Origin of the sequence: Paenibacillus sp. ACRRY, assembly GCF_022346995.1 — a bacterium.
Classification (GTDB): domain Bacteria; phylum Bacillota; class Bacilli; order Paenibacillales; family Paenibacillaceae; genus Paenibacillus.
Map to the genome: position 1 here is coordinate 1,220,258 of NZ_JAKRNM010000001.1, position 20,991 is coordinate 1,241,248.

A 20,991-nucleotide genomic window follows, 5' to 3' on the forward strand; every position below is an offset into this window, starting at 1 on the left:
GCTTTTTCCCGTGCGGATTGTAGCTTATGATTATTAACTCGGTTAATGATTATCATGCTGATTCTCCTTGAACTCTCCTCTCAAACCGGCTGCAGCAAGGTCTTAGGATATGATTATATACGTTATCCATAACCCTTGATATGGTGGGAAGAGATCAATTCTTAAGGAGGAACCTATCGACATGTCAAAAGCCGTACTCAAGAAGGAAACGCTCGGAAGCGTCATATTTAACGTAGTGAACTATACACTTCTTCTCCTTTTTGCCCTTGCCTGTCTCTTGCCTTTCATTAATGTGGTTGCCAGTTCATTTGCCTCAACCCAGGAGATCGTGCAGAAGAAATTTATTCTGTTCCCAACGTCATTTTCGCTCGACGCCTATCGGTATATCCTGTCTACTCCAACCATCTTCAAAGGACTCGGTGTTTCCATCTTCATCACCCTCATCGGTACCGCTGTCAGCATGACACTTACAGCACTTATGGCGTACGGATTATCCCGACGGTATCTTCTGGGGAGAAACGTCATCAACTTTATCGTCGTATTTTCCATGTTGTTCAGCGGTGGCATGATTCCCACCTTTTTAATCGTCAAAGCAGCCGGGTTGATCGACTCCTACTGGTCCATGATAATCCCTACAGCCATTAACGCGTTTAACCTGATTATCATGCGCAACTTTTTCCAAGCCTTACCGGACAGCCTGGAGGAATCCGCCAAAATTGACGGTGCGAATGACTTCCGCATATTGTGGCAGATCATGCTTCCACTAGCTCTGCCATCGATTGCCACATTATCCCTTTTTTACGGTGTCTCCTACTGGAATACTTATATGAACGCCATTCTGTATCTCAATGAATCCAAAATGTGGCCGCTGCAGGTACTTCTTCGTCAGATCGTCATTGTATCGAGTGGAATGGAAGGCAATAGTTCTGCGGTTGATATTGTACCCCCGTCACAGACCATTAAGATGAGTGTAATCGTCGTTGCAACCGTCCCCATGCTCATTGCCTATCCTTTTGTACAGAAACATTTCACAAAAGGAGCTTTACTCGGATCAGTAAAAGGTTGATCGATATGCTGCTTCTCGATATAAAACCAATCCCCTTAGGCCAAGAACCTAAGGGGATTGGTTTGCTTACATTACTCCAAACGTAATCGCCATGGTGGAATAACTCCCTTACCTTCACAGCTCTAGTTTCATTTTTCGATAGGCGCCCGGCGTGACATGCTCTTTTTTGCGGAACGATCGAATAAAGTTCTGCGAATTCTGATAGCCGAGACGTTCTGCGATATCCTTGATCGGCATGTCTGTATCAACCAGCCATTTCCTCGCCACTTCAAGCCGGAACCCCATCAAATAATCGCTGAAGGTCATCCCATATTCTTTGCGGAATATGCTGCTGAGATAATTGGGGGTATAATGCAGCCTTTCGCTAATGGATTCGAGTGAAAGATCCTGATCATATTCCGTACGAACAATAGCAGCGATCTGATCAGCGACCGAACGAAATTGGTGGTTCGCCTTTTCCTGCATACTAACAACCATTGGATAAATGACTTCATGAACCAAAATATGCTCGATCTCCTCCGGGTTTAGCGTGTTCAGGAGCCTCTGGTACAGCGTGGCATTGCTCTGAGTTAACAAAACTTCTGCCCCGATCAGCTGCTCCAGATGGATCAGGTTGTTCACGAATCGAATCAGCGTGATCTCCAGGTTCATTGGATTCTGGCTATGCTTCATCATATCGGCCAGAAGAGGATACAGCGTCCGGGTTGCTTCATCCTTGTCTCCAAGCCGAATGGCATCAAAGAGCTGGGATTCCAGCTCCTTGGGGTAATGAAGTAACGTTGGTCCGGTATTCCCTCTAGAGATATCTTCATAAAAGATGACGGATTCCTTACCCAGTTTCAAGCGCTGATATAACGCTTCAAGACTCATTGCACATGCTTCACGGCTGTTCATTAGATCCTCATAAGGTGCACTAACACCCACACTCACCGAGGCATTCCAATAATCTCTCGAAGAAATGATCATATTCTTCGCATATTGCGAGATCAGGTTCCGCATCTCAGCTACTTTGTCCGAACTGCAAAACAATAACGTCGCTTGAGTGCGCTCGTTCAATACGACGGGCAGCATGCGTTCTGTCTCCGGAATAATCTCTTGTACCAATTGGTTTACTGTAAGTAAAAGAATATCTTTGTCCGACAGTGACCCTTCACCGCATCGATCCACTTGGATCAGCATCGTGATGAAAACCGTACTGCTGTCGATGTTATATCCGAATCGCTCCAGATTCTTCTCTACTTCTTCTCTTGTCAGACGGTTCTGTAGTAAATTAAGAACAAATTGGGATTCGAGTTTAGGTTTTTCAAGCTGAATGAGCTGTTCCAGATCCTTTTTCTCGGATACGATTGAATCGATCGACTGAATAATCCAATCGACTTCATCCTTGACCATTGGCTTGGAAGTGTCTGCCAGACTCTTTTGAATTTTGCGAAAAGGCTTGGTGAGATAGATGGAAATGATGTAAGCTATAATGACCATAAGCCCCATGATCACGATCCCCATCACAATAAGACCTATTCGGATCGGCGTTAAGGCGCCGCTGACTTCTTTGGGGTCAAGCAGCGTAACATACGTCCAGCCATTGTAATCTGATCGTGCGTATAGGGCGATGATTTTATCCCCCGTCGTGCCTGGCAGTTCCAATTGCCCAGTCTGTGCTTGATTGACAGTACGCTCGCTGATAAGTTTCATTTGCTGGTTGGATAAGTGCTCTTGATCCGACTTCGTTGTGTACAGGGCCTCCCCTTGTTTGTTTAAAATATAGATGGATGTATTCGGCTTAACCAAAAGCGAACGATTAAGCGTCTGAAGGGAGAGATCTGACAAAGCAATGGCTTGTTTTTTCTTGGAATGTACAGGAAGTCCCTGCAGGAGCCGGATACCATCTGCCGTTTTCGTCCAATATAAGCCGCTGCCTTCCTGCTCTGCGAACTGATTCTGATACTCCTGTGTCTCTTCAGAAGTCAATCGGAACACCGTACCATTGGACAAACTCCACTTCTGCTGCAAGCTGACTAATGTGTACTGAACTCCTTCAAGACCCATCGTAGCAATATAGCCCAGTTGAGACTTCAACTCCCGATACGCTTCAAATTCCTGTTCCGTCATCGGACTATTGATGACCGATCGAAATGACGGAGTCGTGCTATAGGTAGCAAACGCATATTCTATGGTTTGAATTTTCTGTTCCAACGTATTACGAATCTGTGTGATTAGGCTCTGTTGGCCGTCTCCTACCCGGTCCACGACTGAATTGGTGGTTGAGATATAGATGTAACTCCCAAAGCTGATAACAATACCAACACTAAGGAGCAGAACCGGAATAAAAATATTGTAAAACGTTTTACTTTTTCTCAAAGTACAGTTCCCTCCTTCCAACATTGTAGCGTTATTCACTGGTTATCCATCGGCATACAAATATCGAAGATCAATGATTCATTCAAGTGTAAGCGATTACAAATAAAGGAGGAGAAATTCTTGCTTTCTCCCTCCATTTGGTAATATTCACTTGAATTTTAACACAGCAAATGATATGAGTTTAGACATAACGTATTAGAAAGTAGCCAAATATTGCACAGGAGTGATTGAATCATGCTGCCATTTTACGAGATTCGCAAAGATGATTTTGCAATTATCCGCAATGCCAGGCAAATCGCTTTTCCCACACATATGCACAGTGCAATTGAGGTATTGTACGTCTTCTCAGGCACACAGTCTGTCGAGATTAGCGACGTTTCTTATGAATTGCAACCAGGTGACGCAGCTGTCATTTTTCCGGATATCATTCATCGATATGTTAAAAGTGGTCAACAAACTGCAAATGCCATTCTGCTTATTATTAATCCCAAAGTATTTGAAGGCATTTTCCCCGATTTCAATCAGCTTCAGCCTGTAACTCCCTTTGTTTTGAAGAAATATGTACATAAAGATGCGGTGTATGCATTTAGAAAGGTGAAAAAAGAAGATGACTATGCCATCAAGCTTGGTTGGGCCCATATCATCTTGTCGCATCTGCTGTCTCAAACCCAGCTGGAACAGCGACAACGAACTCCTGTACTGGATATGCCTCATAAAATTATGGAATACATGGCTAATCATTTTACGGAGCCCCTCTCCCTGGACACACTTGCTGCCGAGTTTAATGTGAGTAAATATTATATATCCCACATCTTTTCCACACGGATACAGATGAATTTTCGCAATTACCTCTCCATGTTGCGGGTCGAATATGCAGCCAAATTAATCCGAACTACGAATGTATCCTTAACCACTGTAAGCAGCAGTGCAGGCTTCGAAAGCCAGCGGACATTTAATCGCGTTTTTCAAGCCATGTATGGAATTACACCCAGGGAATTTCGAAATAATGTGAGCACCTACTTAAAATGACAACAAACCAAAATAGGAATTAAAAAAAGGCTCCCTTCAAGGGAGCCTCCTTCATATTAAAATCCATATTTATTTAGCAAGATATCCGCCGTCTACGAAGACTGTAGTTCCTGTAACGAAATCATTTTCGGCCAAGAATACGACTGCATGTGCAATTTCTTCCGGTTTGCCCAGACGTCCAATCGGATGTTTAGCAACCAGGCTATCATAGAACTCACCAAGAGCTTCTTTGTTTACCATGCCACTTTCCACAAATCCAGGAGCAACTGCGTTGACACGGATATTACGGTCAGCATACTCCAGAGCGAGTGATTTCGTAATTTGGTTGACTGCACCTTTACTAGCCGCATAAGGCATGGATGTTGGTTCACCAACGGAGCCTAGGATCGAAGAAGTGCTGATTACAGATCCTCCGCCCGTTTTCAGCATTTCACGGATCGCATATTTCGCACCGTAGAATACGCCGTCCTGGTTGATAGCAATGACACGTTTGTATTCTTCGTCAGTCAATTCGTGCGAAGGCTTTTGCACACCAATGCCTGCATTATTGAAAATGACATCCAGTTTACCAAACTGTTTCACTGTTTCTGCTACCAAGTTTTCAACTTGTTTTTCGTCGGCAACATTGACTTTAATGAACAGTACATCATCATTATATGTTTGTTTTAATTCCTGCTCGGCAGCTTTACCGTGCTCTTCATTATAATCTGCAATAACAACCTTCGAACCTTTATCCAAGAAGGCTTTTACTGTAGCCAAACCAATTCCGGAAGCTCCGCCTGTAATGATTGCTACTTTGTCTTTAAGATTAGTCATGGTGATTCCTCCAGTAATTGTTGTAATTTAGACAAAACTAAACGTGATTTATATGTAACCATAATCATATGGTTTAAGCAATAACGTGAGTTTTGTCATTTATTTGACACAATTAATCGTACTCCTGTTAATGAGTATTGTCAAGCTACTATATATTTACCAGTTAACATATTAAGTAATATTAAGCAGAAATATTGAAAGCAACTCGCAAAAAAACTCCTCATTCCCTTGCGTTTGTTAGTGTGTTCCAAATCACTGGGATTATGTACCCCGCACGGGCGGGCTGTCTTATTTTCTGTTACAATATGAAGCGGAAAGGAGTGAGACTCATGCTAGATTCAATTGATAGTCATATTCTACGAAGACTGGCTCAAAACAGCCGGATATCCTATACCGATTTGGCCAAAGAGGTTGGATTGTCTGGTGTTGCCGTCAAAGAGCGCATAGACCGGCTTGTCAATCAAGGAATTATTGAACAGTTTTCCATTGTGATTAGTGCCGAAAAGCTCGGCAAAAAGATATCCGCCTATTTGGAGCTTGAAGTGGAACCTGCACATTTGAATCAGATCATAAATGTGCTGAAACAAAATGACCGAGTTGCTGTGTTATACGAAATGACAGGCCCCTGCATTCTCCATATACATATTCTTGTCGAGAGTATTGAAGAGATGGAACAATTCATGAATGAATCCATCTATTCGCTGGAAGGTATCGTCCGCGCTGAAACCCAGATTCTGATGAAACGACACAAAAATCAGGATGGATTGAATATTTAAAAAACAAGAACCGTCAGGCATAAAGACCAACGGTTCTTGTTGTTAATATTAAGGTATTATTGCTTTATGAAATGGGTTAGTTTGTCTTCGAAAGCTTGGCTTGATAGAAATCGACGAAGTACTCGCTTACCTCCGCTGACTTCTGGGCATTTAATTGAATAGGAGCAATCAATCTAACGGTTTCTCCATTGAATGCAGCCTTCGTTTCTCCAATCTTTGCTGACAGTGTATTGCCATTATACAGAATTGAAACCATTTTCGTTTTTGGCTCCCATTCGATCTTGGCACCAAATTGTTCAAAGCTGCTGCGTAATGGCGTCATAGTCCGTTCAGCTTCTCCAAACAATTTTTTGTCAATAATAGCATGAACTCCCCAGTTCCCATCGACCACCTGAGTAACTCCGAAATCGGTGGTTACCGACATTAAAGAGTAAGCCTCGTCTTCGGTTAGTTCCATGCCTCTCACCAGAAACGCCTTGGTTTTATGCGCCGCATCTTTCATCGCCTTGTCGAGGGAAGATTTATTGAAGATTTCCTTCTGGGCATCCTCACCCAGTTCTTCAAGATGGTTCGCGTAGCTGAAACCATGGACTACCCACTCGTTCTCATTTTCCAGCAGCGGGAAATTTAACGACTTTAATTTGTTATCCAGCTGATCCTTTTTATGAAGAATAATCTGAACATCTCCGGTTACAGAAGTTTCAATGGCTGTTCCATTTAATTCAGAGTCTCCTTGCCCTGCGTGCGGATCACCGATCGACAGCAGTGCTCCCGGGACGGAAACCGGATAGTACATGGTTGCTCCTTCGGTAACACGCCAGTCATCGATATTTCCGCCATAATAGGAAGGTGGAACGGAATCAACGATATCCGCTTCCTTCGGAGCTACACTCATGGTACCGAAATGGAGCCGAACAGGCACTCGAACGTCTTTCAGAACATTATGATTTTCCTCCACCGTTGTATGGTCGACAACCACACCTGGATAATCTATTGTAGGATGCACAGTTCCATCCGGATCCGTTTGAGGTGTCCATCTGTAGCTATACAGTGCCTTAGCATAATCCGTACCGCCTTCTGAATCCATCTCGTAAATGGTCACAACCTCACGAGTCACCGGTTCTTCTTCCATCTCGCCATATAGCAGCCCCCAGTTTGCAGCCACGTTGGAACCATACGTTTTCCCTGCATATTCGCCGTTGCCATTAGGACGAAGTTTCATATCCAAAATCTTCACTTCCAGTACATCTCCCGGTTCCGCTCCTTCAACCGCGATTGGGCCTGTCATGATATGTACTCCCGGACCACGATCTGCTTCCGTCTTCTCGGATTCGGTCCAATGAAAAATATCTTCGACACCTGCGTCACCTTTGATCATTCGTTCATAATCGTCACCGGAATGGTGAGTAATCGCATCCACCGTAACGATATCTCCGGAGTTGACGGTTAGTACCGCTTCACCCTTGCCGATATTGCCCCACCGGACATTTTCTGAATTCGCCTTCAGGACATGTGTCTTTGGCTTGATCGACACTTGATCAATGTCAGCATTAACTACATTCACACCTGGTATTAGCAGTGAACCAATGGATAAAGCAGCGAAAACCTTCCATTTCAATCGATTTCCCATTCATAACTCCTCCTGTCATCTTCTCATGTCATATTAGTTAACTTGTTATGAACCGAAGTATAACAGACAATCCGAAAGTTAACAATATAAAGTTTTAATCGTTTTTTGATTTATTTTCTTAATATAAACAGCGAAAATATATTAATATTATTAACTTTTACAAATCCTCCAGAGATTCTATGATCTAGTAACACAATAAAAGAAGTCGCCACTTGGGCGACTTCTTAAGCGTCTCATATTACACCGTGTTCAGTTCCACTGACCACTGTTCCCCCTCTTCTAATTGAAGCAGGAATGCACCGTTTTCCATGGAGATTGATTTGAATTTCTTCTCCCCGCGCTGTTTACATAAGGAAATATCAACCCAGTCTGGAAGCTGAAGTTTCGTAGACACCGGCCGAATGGCGGCTAACTCGGCTTGAAATGTCCCTGACACGCGGTCCCATGTTAGCGACAGAGTGCCTCCGTGTATGCGCCAATTCTGAAGCTCTCCACGCAACATTCTGGCAGGAAGTGCCGGGAGCAGCTTGATCCGTTGAGGCGAGACCATAAGCAGCATTTCCTGTACGGCATTAACCCAGCCCATATTGGCATCCAGCTGAACTGGAGCTGTATCTAACGTCAGGCATATTCCCATATTGCGCCAATCGTTATGAAGTGTGAATCCGTTAGATAGAACACAGGACCGGGCAAGATGATCCAGACTGTCCAGAGCCCGTTCTCCGTCGCCCAGCCGGGCATAAATCGATGACATGTGAGCCAGGGACCATCCACTCTGTGCTCCAAGTTTCCGCTGGTGTACTGCTTTCTCGAAGGCTTCAAATAGTAGTGGGTCGTCTTCAAGGCTGACTTCCTGTCCTGGAAAAACAGGGTATAGATGGGACAGATGACGATGATCTTGCCGATCCTCAAACGCAGGATGAAGCCATTCCTTGACAGCCCCCTCCTCATTCAACATGTATGAAGGCAGACGTTTAAGCATGGCTTCCCACTCTGGTATTTTGCTGGTGTGAGCACCGATTATCCGACTCGCTTGTATGGTATGCTGCAATAATTCCTTAATGATGGCGACGTCCATTGTGGCATTAATGGCTGTAGGCATGGGATGCGCGAGCTGCTTTCCATCCATTGGCATGAAATTCTGCGGTGTGTTCTCGGGTGAAACGGATGGATATATCATATACATTCCCTCTTCGTCCAGCACCAGAAAATCTTCATAAAACTGCACTGCCTCTCTCATAAAAGGCAACGCCTGCTCACGCAGAAATTGCAAATCACCCGTATACCAAAAATGCTCATAATAATGTTTGGCCAGCCACCCGGCTGCTCCGGTCCAGTTCATGATGACAGGAACAATCTGATTAGGGATGCCCATGTCTGGCGTAGTTCCAGCGGGGATGTAGATCCCGCGACAGCCATAGAGCTTGCGTGCATTTTCCTTGAAGACATCCATCAAACCGTTGTAATACCGAAACAAAGACAGGTTCATGCAGGACAATCCCCCAACCGCCGAATGCCAATACATCATCTGCACATTTTCATTCGCCATGTGATGACCCCAGATTAATCGGTAATCTCCTCCCCATAGTCCGTAAAGACCAAAAGGTATATTTCCTTCCTCAGAGGTTCCGCTAATGAATAAATATCGACCATATGCCCACATCTTGCGAATCAGCCCCAAGGGAGCTTTGCCTTCATAGGCATTTAGCAGAAGCTCTTCATTACTGAGTCCGTCATCAGCCGCATCATCCAGATCAAGCTCTACGGAGTGAAACAGCGGCTGATGAAGCTCCTTGTGTCTGGATAACATTGAATTATAATCAGCATCTAACCCTGCCAGCTCCTGCTTCAGCCGTGCCCATTCCTCTTCTCGCTTGCCTGTAACAAACAGTTTAACGAGAACGAGCACATCGCCTGACGTTTCGAACGGGAGTACTGCGTGAACTGCTTGTCTTCCGCTGTCATCATGCTGATCCTTGTCTGGAATGGCAACCCCTTTTCCCGGGAAATGTAATGCTCTCCGGGATGGCCTCACTCCAGCCCCAGGTTCATCTTCCACACAGATTAGACGCATTACAGCGCCATAATCCTGTCCATCGTCATTTCTGCCACCATAAAATACGTATTGCTCATCTTCATCCGTTCTGACCATGACGGACATCTTCAGTTCCTTAAACTCTTCATCTTCCCGCTCATGGTCACCTGGTGGAAATTGAAGCCCCACACTTCCCGATATCATTGGCGTACTTCCTGTTTCCCGAACCTGTGGAGAATCACTCGTGCTCAATACTTCAGCGTTTATTTTGAACACCACACAATCATCTGCACGAGAGACAAAGAGACTCCTTGAAATTTTTCGTTCCCCTTCCTCCCAGCAGACATGAATTTCTCCCGTTTCCATATCCAATTCCCTGCGATAATGGTGAAAAGCGTTGTCACAATTCATGGTGAGTGACAATTCAGCCAGAGGAAAACGAGAGGATAGTTTGGAAGCATATCCTTCCGCTTGCACAGCACGGGTCAGATGCCAGCTTGCCTCCGAATATTCCCCAGCATCCATAAGTCTCCGAGTCTCCTGCAATGTGTGACTGACGTCGGGGAGTTCATCCTTTCTTCCCCAATGCCATAGTTCACCATGCTGCAGTAAAATCACCTCTTGATGTATACCACCTCGCACAGAGGCACCCATTATTCCATTACCGGAAGGAAGAGCCTCCCGCCACATCCCCTTCCACCATGAAGCGGGATACTTTAGAATCATTTTGTTTTTGTCGGGTCTGCCCGCTTGAAATCCGATAGATTTCTTCACGCTTTCCCTGCTTCCCGCATCTCCATTTCAATACTGGCCAGCAGGAATGGCGCGACTCCCATTTGGGCATCGCTAACGATCTGTTCGCTAATATAGTAGGCATAAGAACCGTCACGATATTTCTTGCCTCCGAGTCCAGCCCCATGACAAATGCGGTGCAGGTGCACCCCCTGTTCATCCTCCGTGACAAAGTGACGGAGAATACCGGCATACGCCAGATCAACAACTTTGCGATCCAATTCAGCCAAATAATGCAGACGCCGACCTTTGGCGAGGGCGTAGGTCAGCATGCACGAAGCCGATGCTTCCAAATAATTGCCTTCCCTGCCGTTCTGGTCCATGACTTGATACCACAGTCCGCTCTCCTGATCCTGGGCATGGGCGATTGCATAGGCCATTCTCCCGAAGATGCCCATAATCTGGCCGCGCTGAGGATGATTAATTGGAAAATGCTCCAATGCATCCACTACTGCCATCGCATACCACCCCATCGCCCTGCCCCAGACGTGGAACGATTGACCCGTGTCTTTGTCGCACCAGCGCTGTTCCCTGCTCTCATCCCATGCATGGTGTAGCAGACCGGTTCGCGGATCCCTGGTCTTCCGCTCAATCAGCAGAATCTGACGCGCGACTTCATCGAAGGTCTCAGGGTGATCGAACACACGGCCATACTCAGCCAGAAACGGAGAAGACATATAGATCCCGTCAAGCCACATCTGGAACGGATATATTTTTTTGTGCCAGAATCCACCCTCACTGGTTCGGGGCTGCCCTTTCAGCTGGGCGACGAGTCGTAAAATGGCTTGATGATATTTCTCTTCCCCAGTTTGCTTCCACATGGAAAAAAGATTTTTACCTTCATTGATCATGTCCAGGTTATAATCCTCAAGTTGGTAGTTACTGATCGTGCCATCTTTATCGATCAGGCCATCCATGTGATGGCGAACCAATTCATTGTATCGAGGTTCACTGTTCCATACTGCGGCACGTTCCAGGGCCAGAAGCGTCATTCCGGCAACGTACCCCCATTTCCCCGCAATTTTGGGGTGATTGCCATCCCGGCATTCGGAGACCAGCGTATCCGCAATTTTGGCAGACATTCTGCGATTTTGAGTAGAGACCTTTGTTAACGTTTCAACCAACGTAATCGCTCCTTTTTCGCTCGCGTTTTATTGCTCAAGCAAATTCGAATCTAATCGGGATCAGGTCAGGGGGTGAAGCCCCTCCCATTGAACTGACCAGCTTCCGTCCTGCGGAAATCCCGGATTGTTCCCACCTTCCTGACCGCTCCATCCGGCAGCCATCATTGCTACTGCAGTTAACAGTCCACCATTTCCAGGCAGATACGCCCATAATCCTGGCCTTTGATAATTGTGTCCATTGGGCAAATAGGTGTTTTTGGTGGCATCCATCAATAAAAAATCAATCGCTAGCTCAGGTTCTCCCAGCCTTGCCGCTGTCATCGCACACATCGGAAAGTCCCATCCCCATGCGGATTCCCAGTCCCAGCATTCTTTCACTTTGAGAAGTGTATTTTTCATGATTTTTTCGTCGATCAGCGTTCCAGGAAGCAGGCCAAGCGCTCCGAGCATGGAAGGATGATCATGGTTCTTGGCAGTAAATGTGTCAGGACAATTCTCGTGCGCAAGATAAACTCCATTCTCATGCACAGGACTTGCCATATGAGCCGCAACCTTTTTCCAATCCGGATTCGCTGGCCGCTCCAGCCGCTCCGCCCACATAGCGGCAATCTCAAGCCCGAATTTCCAGTATTCCAGCTCATATGGCGGATTCAGACTTTCATTCATGGCATGATTCTCCTGAGCCGGAATCAACGGCGGTCCAAGTACATATGCCTCTTTATCTGTATCCCAGTGGGCAAAGGAAACCATAAAATCAGCGGCCTCGAATACGATGTCCTTATACCGTTCCAATACAGACCTCTCAGGCCGGGCCAAATAACACATCTCGGCAAGTGCCATCGGATGAGGTTGCTGCCAGATTAACCCCGGTGCTACCGGTGACGGGCTCTGTTCACCGTTATATCCGACCATTTTGGGCCAGCGCGCACCAGAATATCCCTGTGAACGTGCCAGTTCACGAGCTTTGGGCAAAATGGAGATGTACCAATCCATACTTCGACGAAGCAGATCTGTACGGTTCCACAGAGGAAAATGTGCAGCATGCCACCAGTGCATTTCCAGATGCATTTTACCGAACCAGCTATTATACATGTAGCCCGTTTCCTGAGGCGGCATGGAGCCACCACTGTGTACGGCACATAGGAACTGGGACAGCACAATTCGTCGCTCCAGTTCTGCTGCTCGGGGATCTTTACTACCGGATAGATCCATAGCTGCCCCACTGTTCCAGAACTGCTCCCAGTGGACCGAGCTGGCTTGGAATACGGCCTCGGCTGGTTGAACTGATGGATTTGACGCAGCAAAAGCAACACTGCAAAACCAGCGATCCGAATGCTGCAGCGCTTCGGGAATAAGCGTGAACTCATGTGCTCCGGTCTGCTCCAGACGCCCCTTGTCCCAGATCCACCGCACTCCATATTCGTCTTCATCCAAGATCCGTTTCAGTGAAGCTGAATCCGAATCGTTCTCCATTAGCTCGGTGCGATGTCTGCTGTCCTGTTCCCAATCGGGAAAAACGGACTTGGACCAGCTCCGATGTGTCATATCAGGACAGGGGAAAACAAGGAACAAATGCAGACGCCCCTTGCGGATTAATTCTGAATGTACACGAATGCCGATGCCATCATTCTCCGGATCACAGGCAGTCTCCACCAGAACCTTGAACCCATCTACGGTGAACTCACTGTGAAGTGTACCAGTCCACAGATCTAATTCCTGTCGTACCGGATTCACATGTGACGTATCTGCTTCTTCTCCATCCTCTTTCAGTATTCGGAACGCGAGGCGTCCCAGTTGAAGACGATGCGGATTCTGCCGCAACCAGTGATAAGCCTCTTCTCGGTTCTCAGGTTTCATTGGATACTCCACTTTCCATCCATACGTTTCAAACGACTGGTAGACGATATCCTCATCGCCGAAAACCTCATGCCCTCCGGTATAATGCCACCCCCAATTGGACTGCGTGCCAAGAGGGATTTCGTATGCTTCCGGAAAGGTCTGAAGGCCGGTAAAATCAGCACTAAACGCAAATTCACCATTGCCGACAGACAAAGGAGACCTGGGCTCAATCTGGGTCAATATCGGATGGTTTCGAGTGACAATCGTTTTACGGTTCATGTAAACTGTCCCTCCTTCTCTTGATTCGGATGTGAGACTAGGATTCCAATAGGGAATCCCTGCGGGCCCGCATCATCTCCCTGTATTTTCCCGGAGTAATATCCTTGGTTTTGCGATATACGCGAATAAAACTATTCTCGTGCTGGTACCCCACCATAGAAGCGATTTCAGATATTCTGTAGTCGGTTTCCAGCAGGAGCTCACACGCCCGGTCCATACGCAGCTTCGTAAAGTAACCTAGAATGGTATCGTTCATTTCCTGCTTGAACAGCTGACTCGCCAAACTTGAACCGATACCCGCATGCTCAGCAATGTCCTGGATGCTAACCGGGTCTTCCAGATGGTCATTCATGAATGCAATCATCGTTTGGCAAACGATATAATCCTTCCTGAGCTGCATACTGTCATACCATGCTGCGAGCGCTTCTGCCTCATTGCGCAGCAGTGACCATGCAGACTCCAGATTCATCGTCCGAAGACCTGAAACTCGGAACCCGCAAGCTTCAGGATCCCGTTTCATGCGAATTCGTTCCAGCGTCTCCGCTACTGATTCAAGAAAGGATATCGCCGAGGACGGGTGCCACTGTTCACTCTTCATTCGGTTCAATGTTTTATCAATGAGCCTGATTGCCTCTTCACCGCTGCCAGCTTCAATCGTTTCAGTCAATTGGGTCATGAGTTCATTTTCCTCTCCACGTCCAGGTTCTTCATGACCAGAAATGTCCTCAAACCGTATCACTTGTTCATATCCGCGGTACAACCTGAAACCCAGAGCGCTGTCCGCTTGCTGCATCGCCTGTTGAAGTTCCTTGAGACCGCCTTGATCCTCGCTTACACCTGCGGAGACCTGGAACTTGAGCAGTTTCGGGATCATCCTTAGCGCTTCACCAATTGAAGTGGATGCATCCATTTCTCTGCCGAGTTCAAGCGGTTGCAGCATGATTATCAATCGGTCCCTGCCGAGATCTGCAGGAATGAGACGCCACTCCCCTGACAACAGTTCTGCCAGGATATTGGCAATGGCAAATTTCAGAAGGGATTGATCCGACTTCTTAAACCTTTCGCACCATGCATGATAATTATCAATAGACAACATAGCAACTGTCAGCGGACTATCACTCCATTCCTTGAAGTAACGGTTCCACTTTTCACCCATTTCCCGGTAACCCGTCATGTGTCCCGCATAGATATCGGTCAGAAATTTGGAAGATGCTTCAGGAAGTGTTTGTCTGAGATTAATGGCTTGCTGTGCATGGTCCGTCAATAGTTGTCCTGTTATTTTCTCGAGATCAATTAGCTCTGGACTGATACGGTGACGATCATATCCGCTAAGTAGTTGTCTCATCCGTTTCACCGGTTTAAAGGCTGCTCTGTTATAAAAAGCAATCGTAGCGGCGCCTGCGGCAAGTGCCAGCAATGAAACGAAGAACACAATGTTCCTGATATTCTGGGCATTGGACAGTAAACTTTCCTGGGAAATAATTGAAAGATAACGCCAACCTGTATACGGGGACATCGTCTGTGAAGCGAGCAGTAATTGGCCCTCGTGCTTGAACTCACCAAGCTTTTCTCCTTCCAGAGTCGCGAGAACCTGTTCCACAGCTTCCTCTCCAACTGGATAGTTGCCAAGATCATATAATGGCTTATTTTCGGCATCGAGAATGAAACGATGATTATCGAGATCAGAGACGGAGGAAAGAAGCATGTGCTTGAACATTTGATCCGTTTTGAAATTGATGGCAATGATTCCTTTAAGTTGACCCGCCAGCATAATCTTGCGATAAAGTGTAATCTGGGAGGCAGGAATTCCCGAACCTGCAGCAATCTCCCGCCGCTTCACCAGCATGGGTCGGTCATCTAATTCAGCAGCCACACCTACCCAACCCGAATCGGGAAAATTGACTTTGCTTGAACTATAGCCCTGGGGAAAAGCGACCATGCTCTCCCTTTCCACATCATAAATGTAAGCGCTTTTAATATAGGAAGTACTGCTAGTTAAGGTTTCAAGAAACTGTACCAATTCGGTGACATTGTGGTATGACCCCTGAACCTCACTCGCGAGAAACTTATACACATAGTTATTCAGTGCAATTTTTACAGCAATCTGGTCACTTTCCCGAATAACTTCATCAATATCATTCATACTGATGCGCAGCATCTGGTGCTGCGGTTCACTGAGCTCCTGTTGTAAAACCGACTTGGCCGAGTAATACGTTGTCATGCCTACTGCGATAATAATCATGAAGACAACAATGGTCAAAATAAGCAGCAGCCGGGTCTGGGTATTGGTGAAATTGAATTTTAACCACTTCAAAAAGGAAAGGGTCACAGCTATCTCCCACCTTATGTGCAATATACCGCAATTATACAGTTTCGCCCTGCCCGGTGCGACCCGGCCTAACAGCCTATTTTGACTTCTTCATGTATCTTGATCTCATACTTGCCACTGTTTTGCTGTTTTCACCATCATTTAATGTAATTAAATGTTCACTCACTTCTTGCATTCTGCATAGACACCGTATTCCCCCAGCCGCCTAGTACCTCTTCAATGGATATGGGACGATGTTCGGAGACCGAACGCCATACGGCTTCCCCCGCAGCGATGGAATAAGCTCCATCCACGGCTCCGGATAGAATCCGGAAAGGACGGTGTTGATCTTCTCCAAGAAAGATATCCTCCAGAAGTAATGGATCCCCTCCACCATGTCCGCCTTCCCGATGTACGACGTGTATGGTCTCTTTGGAACCAAACAGGGGGAAATAGTCGATGGTCTGAACCGGTGTCGGAAAAGGAGTACGCGCAGGCATGTGATATTCAAGTGTTTCCAGGCGCCCCTTCGTACCGTTCACGGCCAGCCGATAGCCTTCATAAGGAAGGGAAAAATTGACCGAATAACTCATGAGTGCCCCGCCACTATATCTCACAGATGCTGTATACGTATCTTCGATCTCAATGGTGGAATCAAAAATGCATTGATCCGGACGGTATGCTGTGTACGGAAAGTCTGTAGTTGCCGAACCTAGCAGGTTTAGATGATCATCCGGAACGCGGATCTGCCGACTGCGCGGTGTCCAACGGGAGTAGTACGCGCAATCTTCCGAAACATTGCACGTACGACAATGCCGCCCATCTTCCCGTGCCGGATTCCACTCCCCATCTGCACCATAATAATTCAGTGCTCCATAAGCAAAGACTTCCACCGGCTTTTGGTTAATCCACCACTGAACCAGGTCAAAATGATGGGTGCTTTTGTGTACGGACAGTCCACCTGAATAAGTCCGCTCACGATTCCAGCGCTTGAAATAGCTGGAGCCGTGATGCGTATCAATATACCAGTTGAGATCGATGGAAGTGACTCGGCCAATCTTGCCATCTTGTATCATTTCCTTAATCCGCATGTGAATGGGCATATATCGATAGTTAAATGTTACGATGACTTTGCCTTTACTCAGTGCTTCAGCATCGAGTATTCGCCGGGCGTCCGCTCCGGTTGTCGCCATTGGCTTCTCGGTAATTACATCCAAATCCCGCTCCAGCGCGGCGGTAATATAGTGGACATGGGTATCATCCCTGCCGGCAACAATAATGCAGTCTGGCTTGGTATCCTCCACCATGGACGCAAAATCAGATGCTCCATACACAGCAACTTCCAAGTGATGCGGAAAGCGCGCACGATAGGCTTCGAATCGTGCGGGATCCGTATCCAGTAGTGCCACGATCTCCGAATTGTGAGTGAACAACTCATGTATAGGCTTGGCGAACTGCCCCAAAGCTCTGCCGCTCACTCCGCATATAGCATATCTTTTTTTCACTTCTTCACCTTCTCATACCATTCCTGGACCCGCTGGGTGACCACTTCGCCTCCTGAGGTATTCCATTTCTTCACGTATTCATCATAAGCCTCCAGAGGAAGCTCTCCGATAACGATCTTGGTCAATACTTCCTGAAACAGCTTATGTGACTGGATATCAGGAAACCCTTCATACACGGAAGCCGGGAGACCATCACCCGCAATTTGCCGGGCATCAGCTGTGCTCACAACGAACATGTCTTTCACCATTTGCTGTTGGTCCTCAGGATAAGTCTCTTCAATACGTTTGTTCATGTCCTCAGCGGTAGTCAAGTTCTTCATACCCAAGGCAAGCGGTTTGTTGTCGGCAGGCGGAAGAATGACTTTACGTCCATCTTTGACTTCATGCTGCTCCCCTTCCAGGCCGAAACGGACAAATTCATCATGTTCAGGGTTGTAAAAGAAATCAAGCAGCTTCAATGCATTGGGTGCATTATCCTGCTTCGCGGCAGGAATCATCCATTCCGGCTCACCCATGCTCTTCTGCGTTACGAATGCTTCGAAGCCTTCGGCTTTTGGCAGCGGCATCGCTGCGATATAGGCATCCGGTGCCTGTGTCTGCATGGCGTTAAGTCGATCCCGAACATTCGCCGGAAGGTGGTACCAGCTGCCCACCAGGTTATTGTTAATTTTGGCTTGCCATACTTCCCCTTTGTTCAAAAACGTTTCATTATCGAGCAGTTTTTCTTCATATAACATCCGGATGAATTTAATTGCTTCTCTCATGTTATCTGTTGTCCCGGCATACTGAATCTTGCCATTGTATTCATCCCATTCCGGATACCCTTCCCACATGGCGACTCCGTACATAGCAAATAGATGGTCCATCCATCTTCCGAATTCTCTTCCGCTTGTTGGCAGTTCATCTGCTTTGCCATTGCCGTTCGGATCCTTGTCACGGAAGGCTTTGAGCATTTCAACATAGTCGTCAACGGTTGCTGGCATTTCCATGCCTACCTTATCCAGCCAATCCTTGCGAATCAAAGGTGCACGTTCGGGGACAAGGAATACTTTAGGTACATAATAAATTTTGCCGTCAGGAGAAGCTGAGCGAACAATATCCCAGGCTTCTTGGGGAATACTTTCCCAGACATGCGGAGCGTACTCAGGGAGCAGATCATCCAGCGGCAAGGCTCCGCCTTGTTGGATCAACGTTTGTTCAACGCCACCGATCGGGCGCAAAATATCCGGCAGCTCATCGGAAGCGATCATCAGGTTCAGATATTCCGAGGGTTCCGAGCCGGGAGGCGTCGTAATCAGCTCGTATTGGACACCCGTCTTCTCAGCGACATATTTCACGTGTGGATCGTCAGCTGCGGGCATGCTCCCGATACCCATATGACTCTTGAATACTTTTACGATTGGAATACCGGAGCTCCCTTCAGCAGAACCACTCCCTGAATTGCTGGTATTGGAACTGCAGCCGGCGACTACCAGCATGGCCATACTGAGCACAATCGGTACAAACTTTTGGGTCAGTCGTCTTCTCATCGAATCATCCCCTTGATCATGATTTATTCTTTCAGCGATCCAAGCAGCGAACCTTTCACAAAATATTTCTGTAAATAAGGATACACCAATATAATGGGAACGCTTGCAAAAAGAATCGTTGCTGCTTTCAATGTGGTGGTGTTGAAGTCGTAATCATCAAGGAACATATTGACCTGAGCCAGTTCTTCCGGACTGGTCAAATAGGCACGCAGCTTCATCTGAAGCGGCCACAGATCAGGATCCCGAACGAAGAGTACGGCGCGTTGGAACGTATTCCAATATCCTACGGCATAGAACAGGCTGACTGTGGCAAGAACCGGTTTGGACAGCGGCAGATAGATCTGGAACAGGATTCGAAAATCGTGACAGCCGTCAATCCGGGCAGTATCATCCAATTCCTTCGGCAAGTTCATGAAGAACGTGCGCAAAATGACCATGTTGAACGTACCGATGACCCCCGGAATAATTAGTGCCCATATGGAATTCATCATTCCCAGCTCTCTGACCGTCAGGAAGAAGGGAATCATCGGCGCATTGAAGATCATCGTGATGACAATCCCGAGCATGACCTGTTTGCGGATTAGAAATTCTTTGCGTGATAACGGAAAGGCGGTCAGCACGGAAAAGAGCATACTCAGCGCTGTCCCTGCTACCGTTATGAATACGGTTACACCAAACGATTGCCAAAGACCCGAACTCTGTAAAATATGTTTCCAGGAAGCCATGGTAAAGCCGACCGGCCACAGAAAAACTTCCTTGGAATCGGCGGCAATCGGCGAACTTAAGGATACAGCGAGCAGGTGAAGCAATGGCAGGATCATGGTTAAAGCTGCAGCTGTCAAGAACACATAGTTGGCGACTTGAAAGCATTTTTCACCAAAGGTTTGTTTCATCACCACAACCCCTCCCCTGTCTTTTTGGCCAATCGATTGAAGACCCAGAGCAGGATAAACCCGATGACGGATTGGAACAGTCCAATGGCTGTCGTGACACTATACTGCCCCTGCAGCACACCTGAGCGGTATACATATGTCTCAATAATATCCCCTACCGAATAGGTCATTGGCGTCAGCAAGTTATAGACCTGATCGAAACCAAGCTCCAGGAAATTGCCGATATTCAGCAGGAACAGAATCAGGATCGTTGGGAACAACGCGGGCAGTGTAATATAAATCGCCTGTTTCCACTTATTGGCTCCGTCCATGACGGCAGCTTCATATTGGGTTGGATCAACACCACTGATGGCTGCAAGATAAATAATGGTCCCCCATCCCACTTCCTTCCATATGGAAGACAAGACAACAATGGGCCGGAAATATTGCTCCTGCTGCATATACAGAATGGGCTCGAAGCCAAACCATCCACGGACAGCGTTTACAAAACCACCCGAGGCAAGAACTTCAAAGACGATTCCACCCACAACGACCCAAGAGAGGAAATGCGGTAAATAGAACAGACTTTGCAGGAATCGTTTGGCCAGCATCTTCCGTACCTCATTAAACAGCAGCGCAAGCAGGATAGGAGCTGGAAACCCGACGACCAGCTTGTAAAACGCTATCAGAGCTGTGTTTCGAAGTACATTATAGAAGTCCTGATACGTAAAAATAAACTTAAAGTTATCCAGGCCTACCCATGGGCTGCTCCAGATCCCTTTCATGATCTGAAAATTCTGAAATGCAATGACGCTTCCTCCCAAGGGGATATACTTAAAAATAATGTAAAACAAAATACCAGGTAAGATCATGACATACAGCATCCAATGTTTCCTCATGTTTCGCAAATACCCTTTTTTGACGCGTTTGCCCACTGTAACTCCGGGTTGCCGTGCAGGTGTTTCCGTGAGCTCAGCCATACGATCTCGGGCCCCCTTTAGCAGTTAATAATGTGAATGATGAGCAGGATCCT

General features: G+C 46.8%; 14 protein-coding genes. 3 read left to right on the forward strand and 11 right to left on the reverse strand.

Features of this window, described 5'->3' with window-relative positions:
* The first annotated feature begins 181 nt into the window (after positions 1-181).
* Positions 182-1,066 (forward strand): carbohydrate ABC transporter permease, encoded by an 885-nt coding sequence (locus MH144_RS05190; protein ID WP_239298075.1) that lies wholly within the window; start codon positions 182-184, stop codon positions 1,064-1,066.
* Between the two features lie 114 nt (positions 1,067-1,180).
* Here the strand turns inward: MH144_RS05190 and MH144_RS05195 are convergent, their stop codons facing one another.
* Complete coding sequence (locus MH144_RS05195) at positions 1,181-3,424, reverse strand: helix-turn-helix domain-containing protein (RefSeq protein ID WP_239298077.1); 2,244 nt, start codon at positions 3,422-3,424, stop codon at positions 1,181-1,183.
* A 234-nt stretch (positions 3,425-3,658) separates the two neighbouring features.
* Here MH144_RS05195 and MH144_RS05200 point away from each other — a divergent pair, with 234 nt between their 5' ends.
* The gene (locus MH144_RS05200; RefSeq protein ID WP_239298079.1) at positions 3,659-4,453 is read left to right on the forward strand and encodes a helix-turn-helix transcriptional regulator; all 795 of its coding nucleotides are present in this window, start codon (positions 3,659-3,661) and stop codon (positions 4,451-4,453) included.
* Positions 4,454-4,522: 69 nt separating this feature from the next.
* On the opposite strand, the gene MH144_RS05205 is transcribed toward MH144_RS05200, so the two are convergent.
* Positions 4,523-5,269, reverse strand: coding sequence for an SDR family NAD(P)-dependent oxidoreductase (locus MH144_RS05205; protein ID WP_239298081.1), 747 nt, complete (start codon positions 5,267-5,269; stop codon positions 4,523-4,525).
* A gap of 329 nt (positions 5,270-5,598) precedes the next feature.
* Here MH144_RS05205 and MH144_RS05210 point away from each other — a divergent pair, with 329 nt between their 5' ends.
* Entirely contained in the window at positions 5,599-6,045 is a 447-nt protein-coding gene (locus MH144_RS05210; RefSeq protein WP_239298083.1) for an Lrp/AsnC family transcriptional regulator, read from the forward strand.
* Between the two features lie 76 nt (positions 6,046-6,121).
* Here MH144_RS05210 and MH144_RS05215 read toward each other — a convergent pair whose 3' ends face one another.
* From MH144_RS05215 to MH144_RS05255, 9 genes are all read right to left on the reverse strand, one after another.
* On the reverse strand, positions 6,122-7,675 hold the full coding sequence (locus MH144_RS05215) for an acetamidase/formamidase family protein (RefSeq protein WP_239298085.1): 1,554 nt from the start codon (positions 7,673-7,675) through the stop codon (positions 6,122-6,124).
* A 238-nt stretch (positions 7,676-7,913) separates the two neighbouring features.
* Entirely contained in the window at positions 7,914-10,484 is a 2,571-nt protein-coding gene (locus MH144_RS05220) for a glycosyl hydrolase family 95 catalytic domain-containing protein (RefSeq protein ID WP_239298087.1), read from the reverse strand.
* Positions 10,481-11,584, reverse strand: coding sequence for a glycoside hydrolase family 88/105 protein (locus MH144_RS05225; RefSeq protein ID WP_239299266.1), 1,104 nt, complete (start codon positions 11,582-11,584; stop codon positions 10,481-10,483). The genes MH144_RS05220 and MH144_RS05225 overlap by 4 nt, the downstream gene beginning before the upstream one ends.
* 102 nt (positions 11,585-11,686) lie before the next feature.
* On the reverse strand, positions 11,687-13,744 hold the full coding sequence (locus tag MH144_RS05230) for a glycoside hydrolase family 65 (protein WP_239298089.1): 2,058 nt from the start codon (positions 13,742-13,744) through the stop codon (positions 11,687-11,689).
* 37 nt (positions 13,745-13,781) lie between these two features.
* Entirely contained in the window at positions 13,782-16,073 is a 2,292-nt protein-coding gene (locus tag MH144_RS05235; RefSeq protein ID WP_239298091.1) for a helix-turn-helix domain-containing protein, read from the reverse strand.
* A gap of 158 nt (positions 16,074-16,231) precedes the next feature.
* Positions 16,232-17,557 carry a Gfo/Idh/MocA family protein gene (locus tag MH144_RS05240; RefSeq protein WP_239298093.1) on the reverse strand — a complete coding sequence of 442 codons (1,326 nt, stop codon included), beginning with the start codon at positions 17,555-17,557 and terminating at the stop codon, positions 16,232-16,234.
* Complete coding sequence (locus MH144_RS05245; RefSeq protein WP_239298095.1) at positions 17,554-19,086, reverse strand: extracellular solute-binding protein; 1,533 nt, start codon at positions 19,084-19,086, stop codon at positions 17,554-17,556. Before MH144_RS05245 ends, MH144_RS05240 begins: the two co-directional genes overlap by 4 nt.
* A gap of 23 nt (positions 19,087-19,109) precedes the next feature.
* The gene (locus MH144_RS05250; RefSeq protein ID WP_239299267.1) at positions 19,110-19,979 is read right to left on the reverse strand and encodes a carbohydrate ABC transporter permease; all 870 of its coding nucleotides are present in this window, start codon (positions 19,977-19,979) and stop codon (positions 19,110-19,112) included.
* On the reverse strand, positions 19,979-20,938 hold the full coding sequence (locus MH144_RS05255; protein WP_095287291.1) for an ABC transporter permease: 960 nt from the start codon (positions 20,936-20,938) through the stop codon (positions 19,979-19,981). Before MH144_RS05255 ends, MH144_RS05250 begins: the two co-directional genes overlap by 1 nt.
* Between the last annotated feature and the right edge of the window lie 53 nt (positions 20,939-20,991).

Coding starts and splice junctions, on each gene's coding strand:
- MH144_RS05190 (WP_239298075.1), top strand. CDS start 182: ATGTCAAAAGCCGTACTCAAGAAGGAAACGCTCGGAAGCGTCATATTT.
- MH144_RS05200 (WP_239298079.1), top strand. CDS start 3,659: ATGCTGCCATTTTACGAGATTCGCAAAGATGATTTTGCAATTATCCGC.
- MH144_RS05205 (WP_239298081.1), bottom strand. CDS start 5,269: ATGACTAATCTTAAAGACAAAGTAGCAATCATTACAGGCGGAGCTTCC.
- MH144_RS05210 (WP_239298083.1), top strand. CDS start 5,599: ATGCTAGATTCAATTGATAGTCATATTCTACGAAGACTGGCTCAAAAC.
- MH144_RS05215 (WP_239298085.1), bottom strand. CDS start 7,675: ATGGGAAATCGATTGAAATGGAAGGTTTTCGCTGCTTTATCCATTGGT.
- MH144_RS05225 (WP_239299266.1), bottom strand. CDS start 11,584: ATGTCTGCCAAAATTGCGGATACGCTGGTCTCCGAATGCCGGGATGGC.
- MH144_RS05230 (WP_239298089.1), bottom strand. CDS start 13,744: ATGAACCGTAAAACGATTGTCACTCGAAACCATCCGATATTGACCCAG.
- MH144_RS05245 (WP_239298095.1), bottom strand. CDS start 19,086: ATGAGAAGACGACTGACCCAAAAGTTTGTACCGATTGTGCTCAGTATG.
- MH144_RS05250 (WP_239299267.1), bottom strand. CDS start 19,979: ATGAAACAAACCTTTGGTGAAAAATGCTTTCAAGTCGCCAACTATGTG.
- MH144_RS05255 (WP_095287291.1), bottom strand. CDS start 20,938: ATGGCTGAGCTCACGGAAACACCTGCACGGCAACCCGGAGTTACAGTG.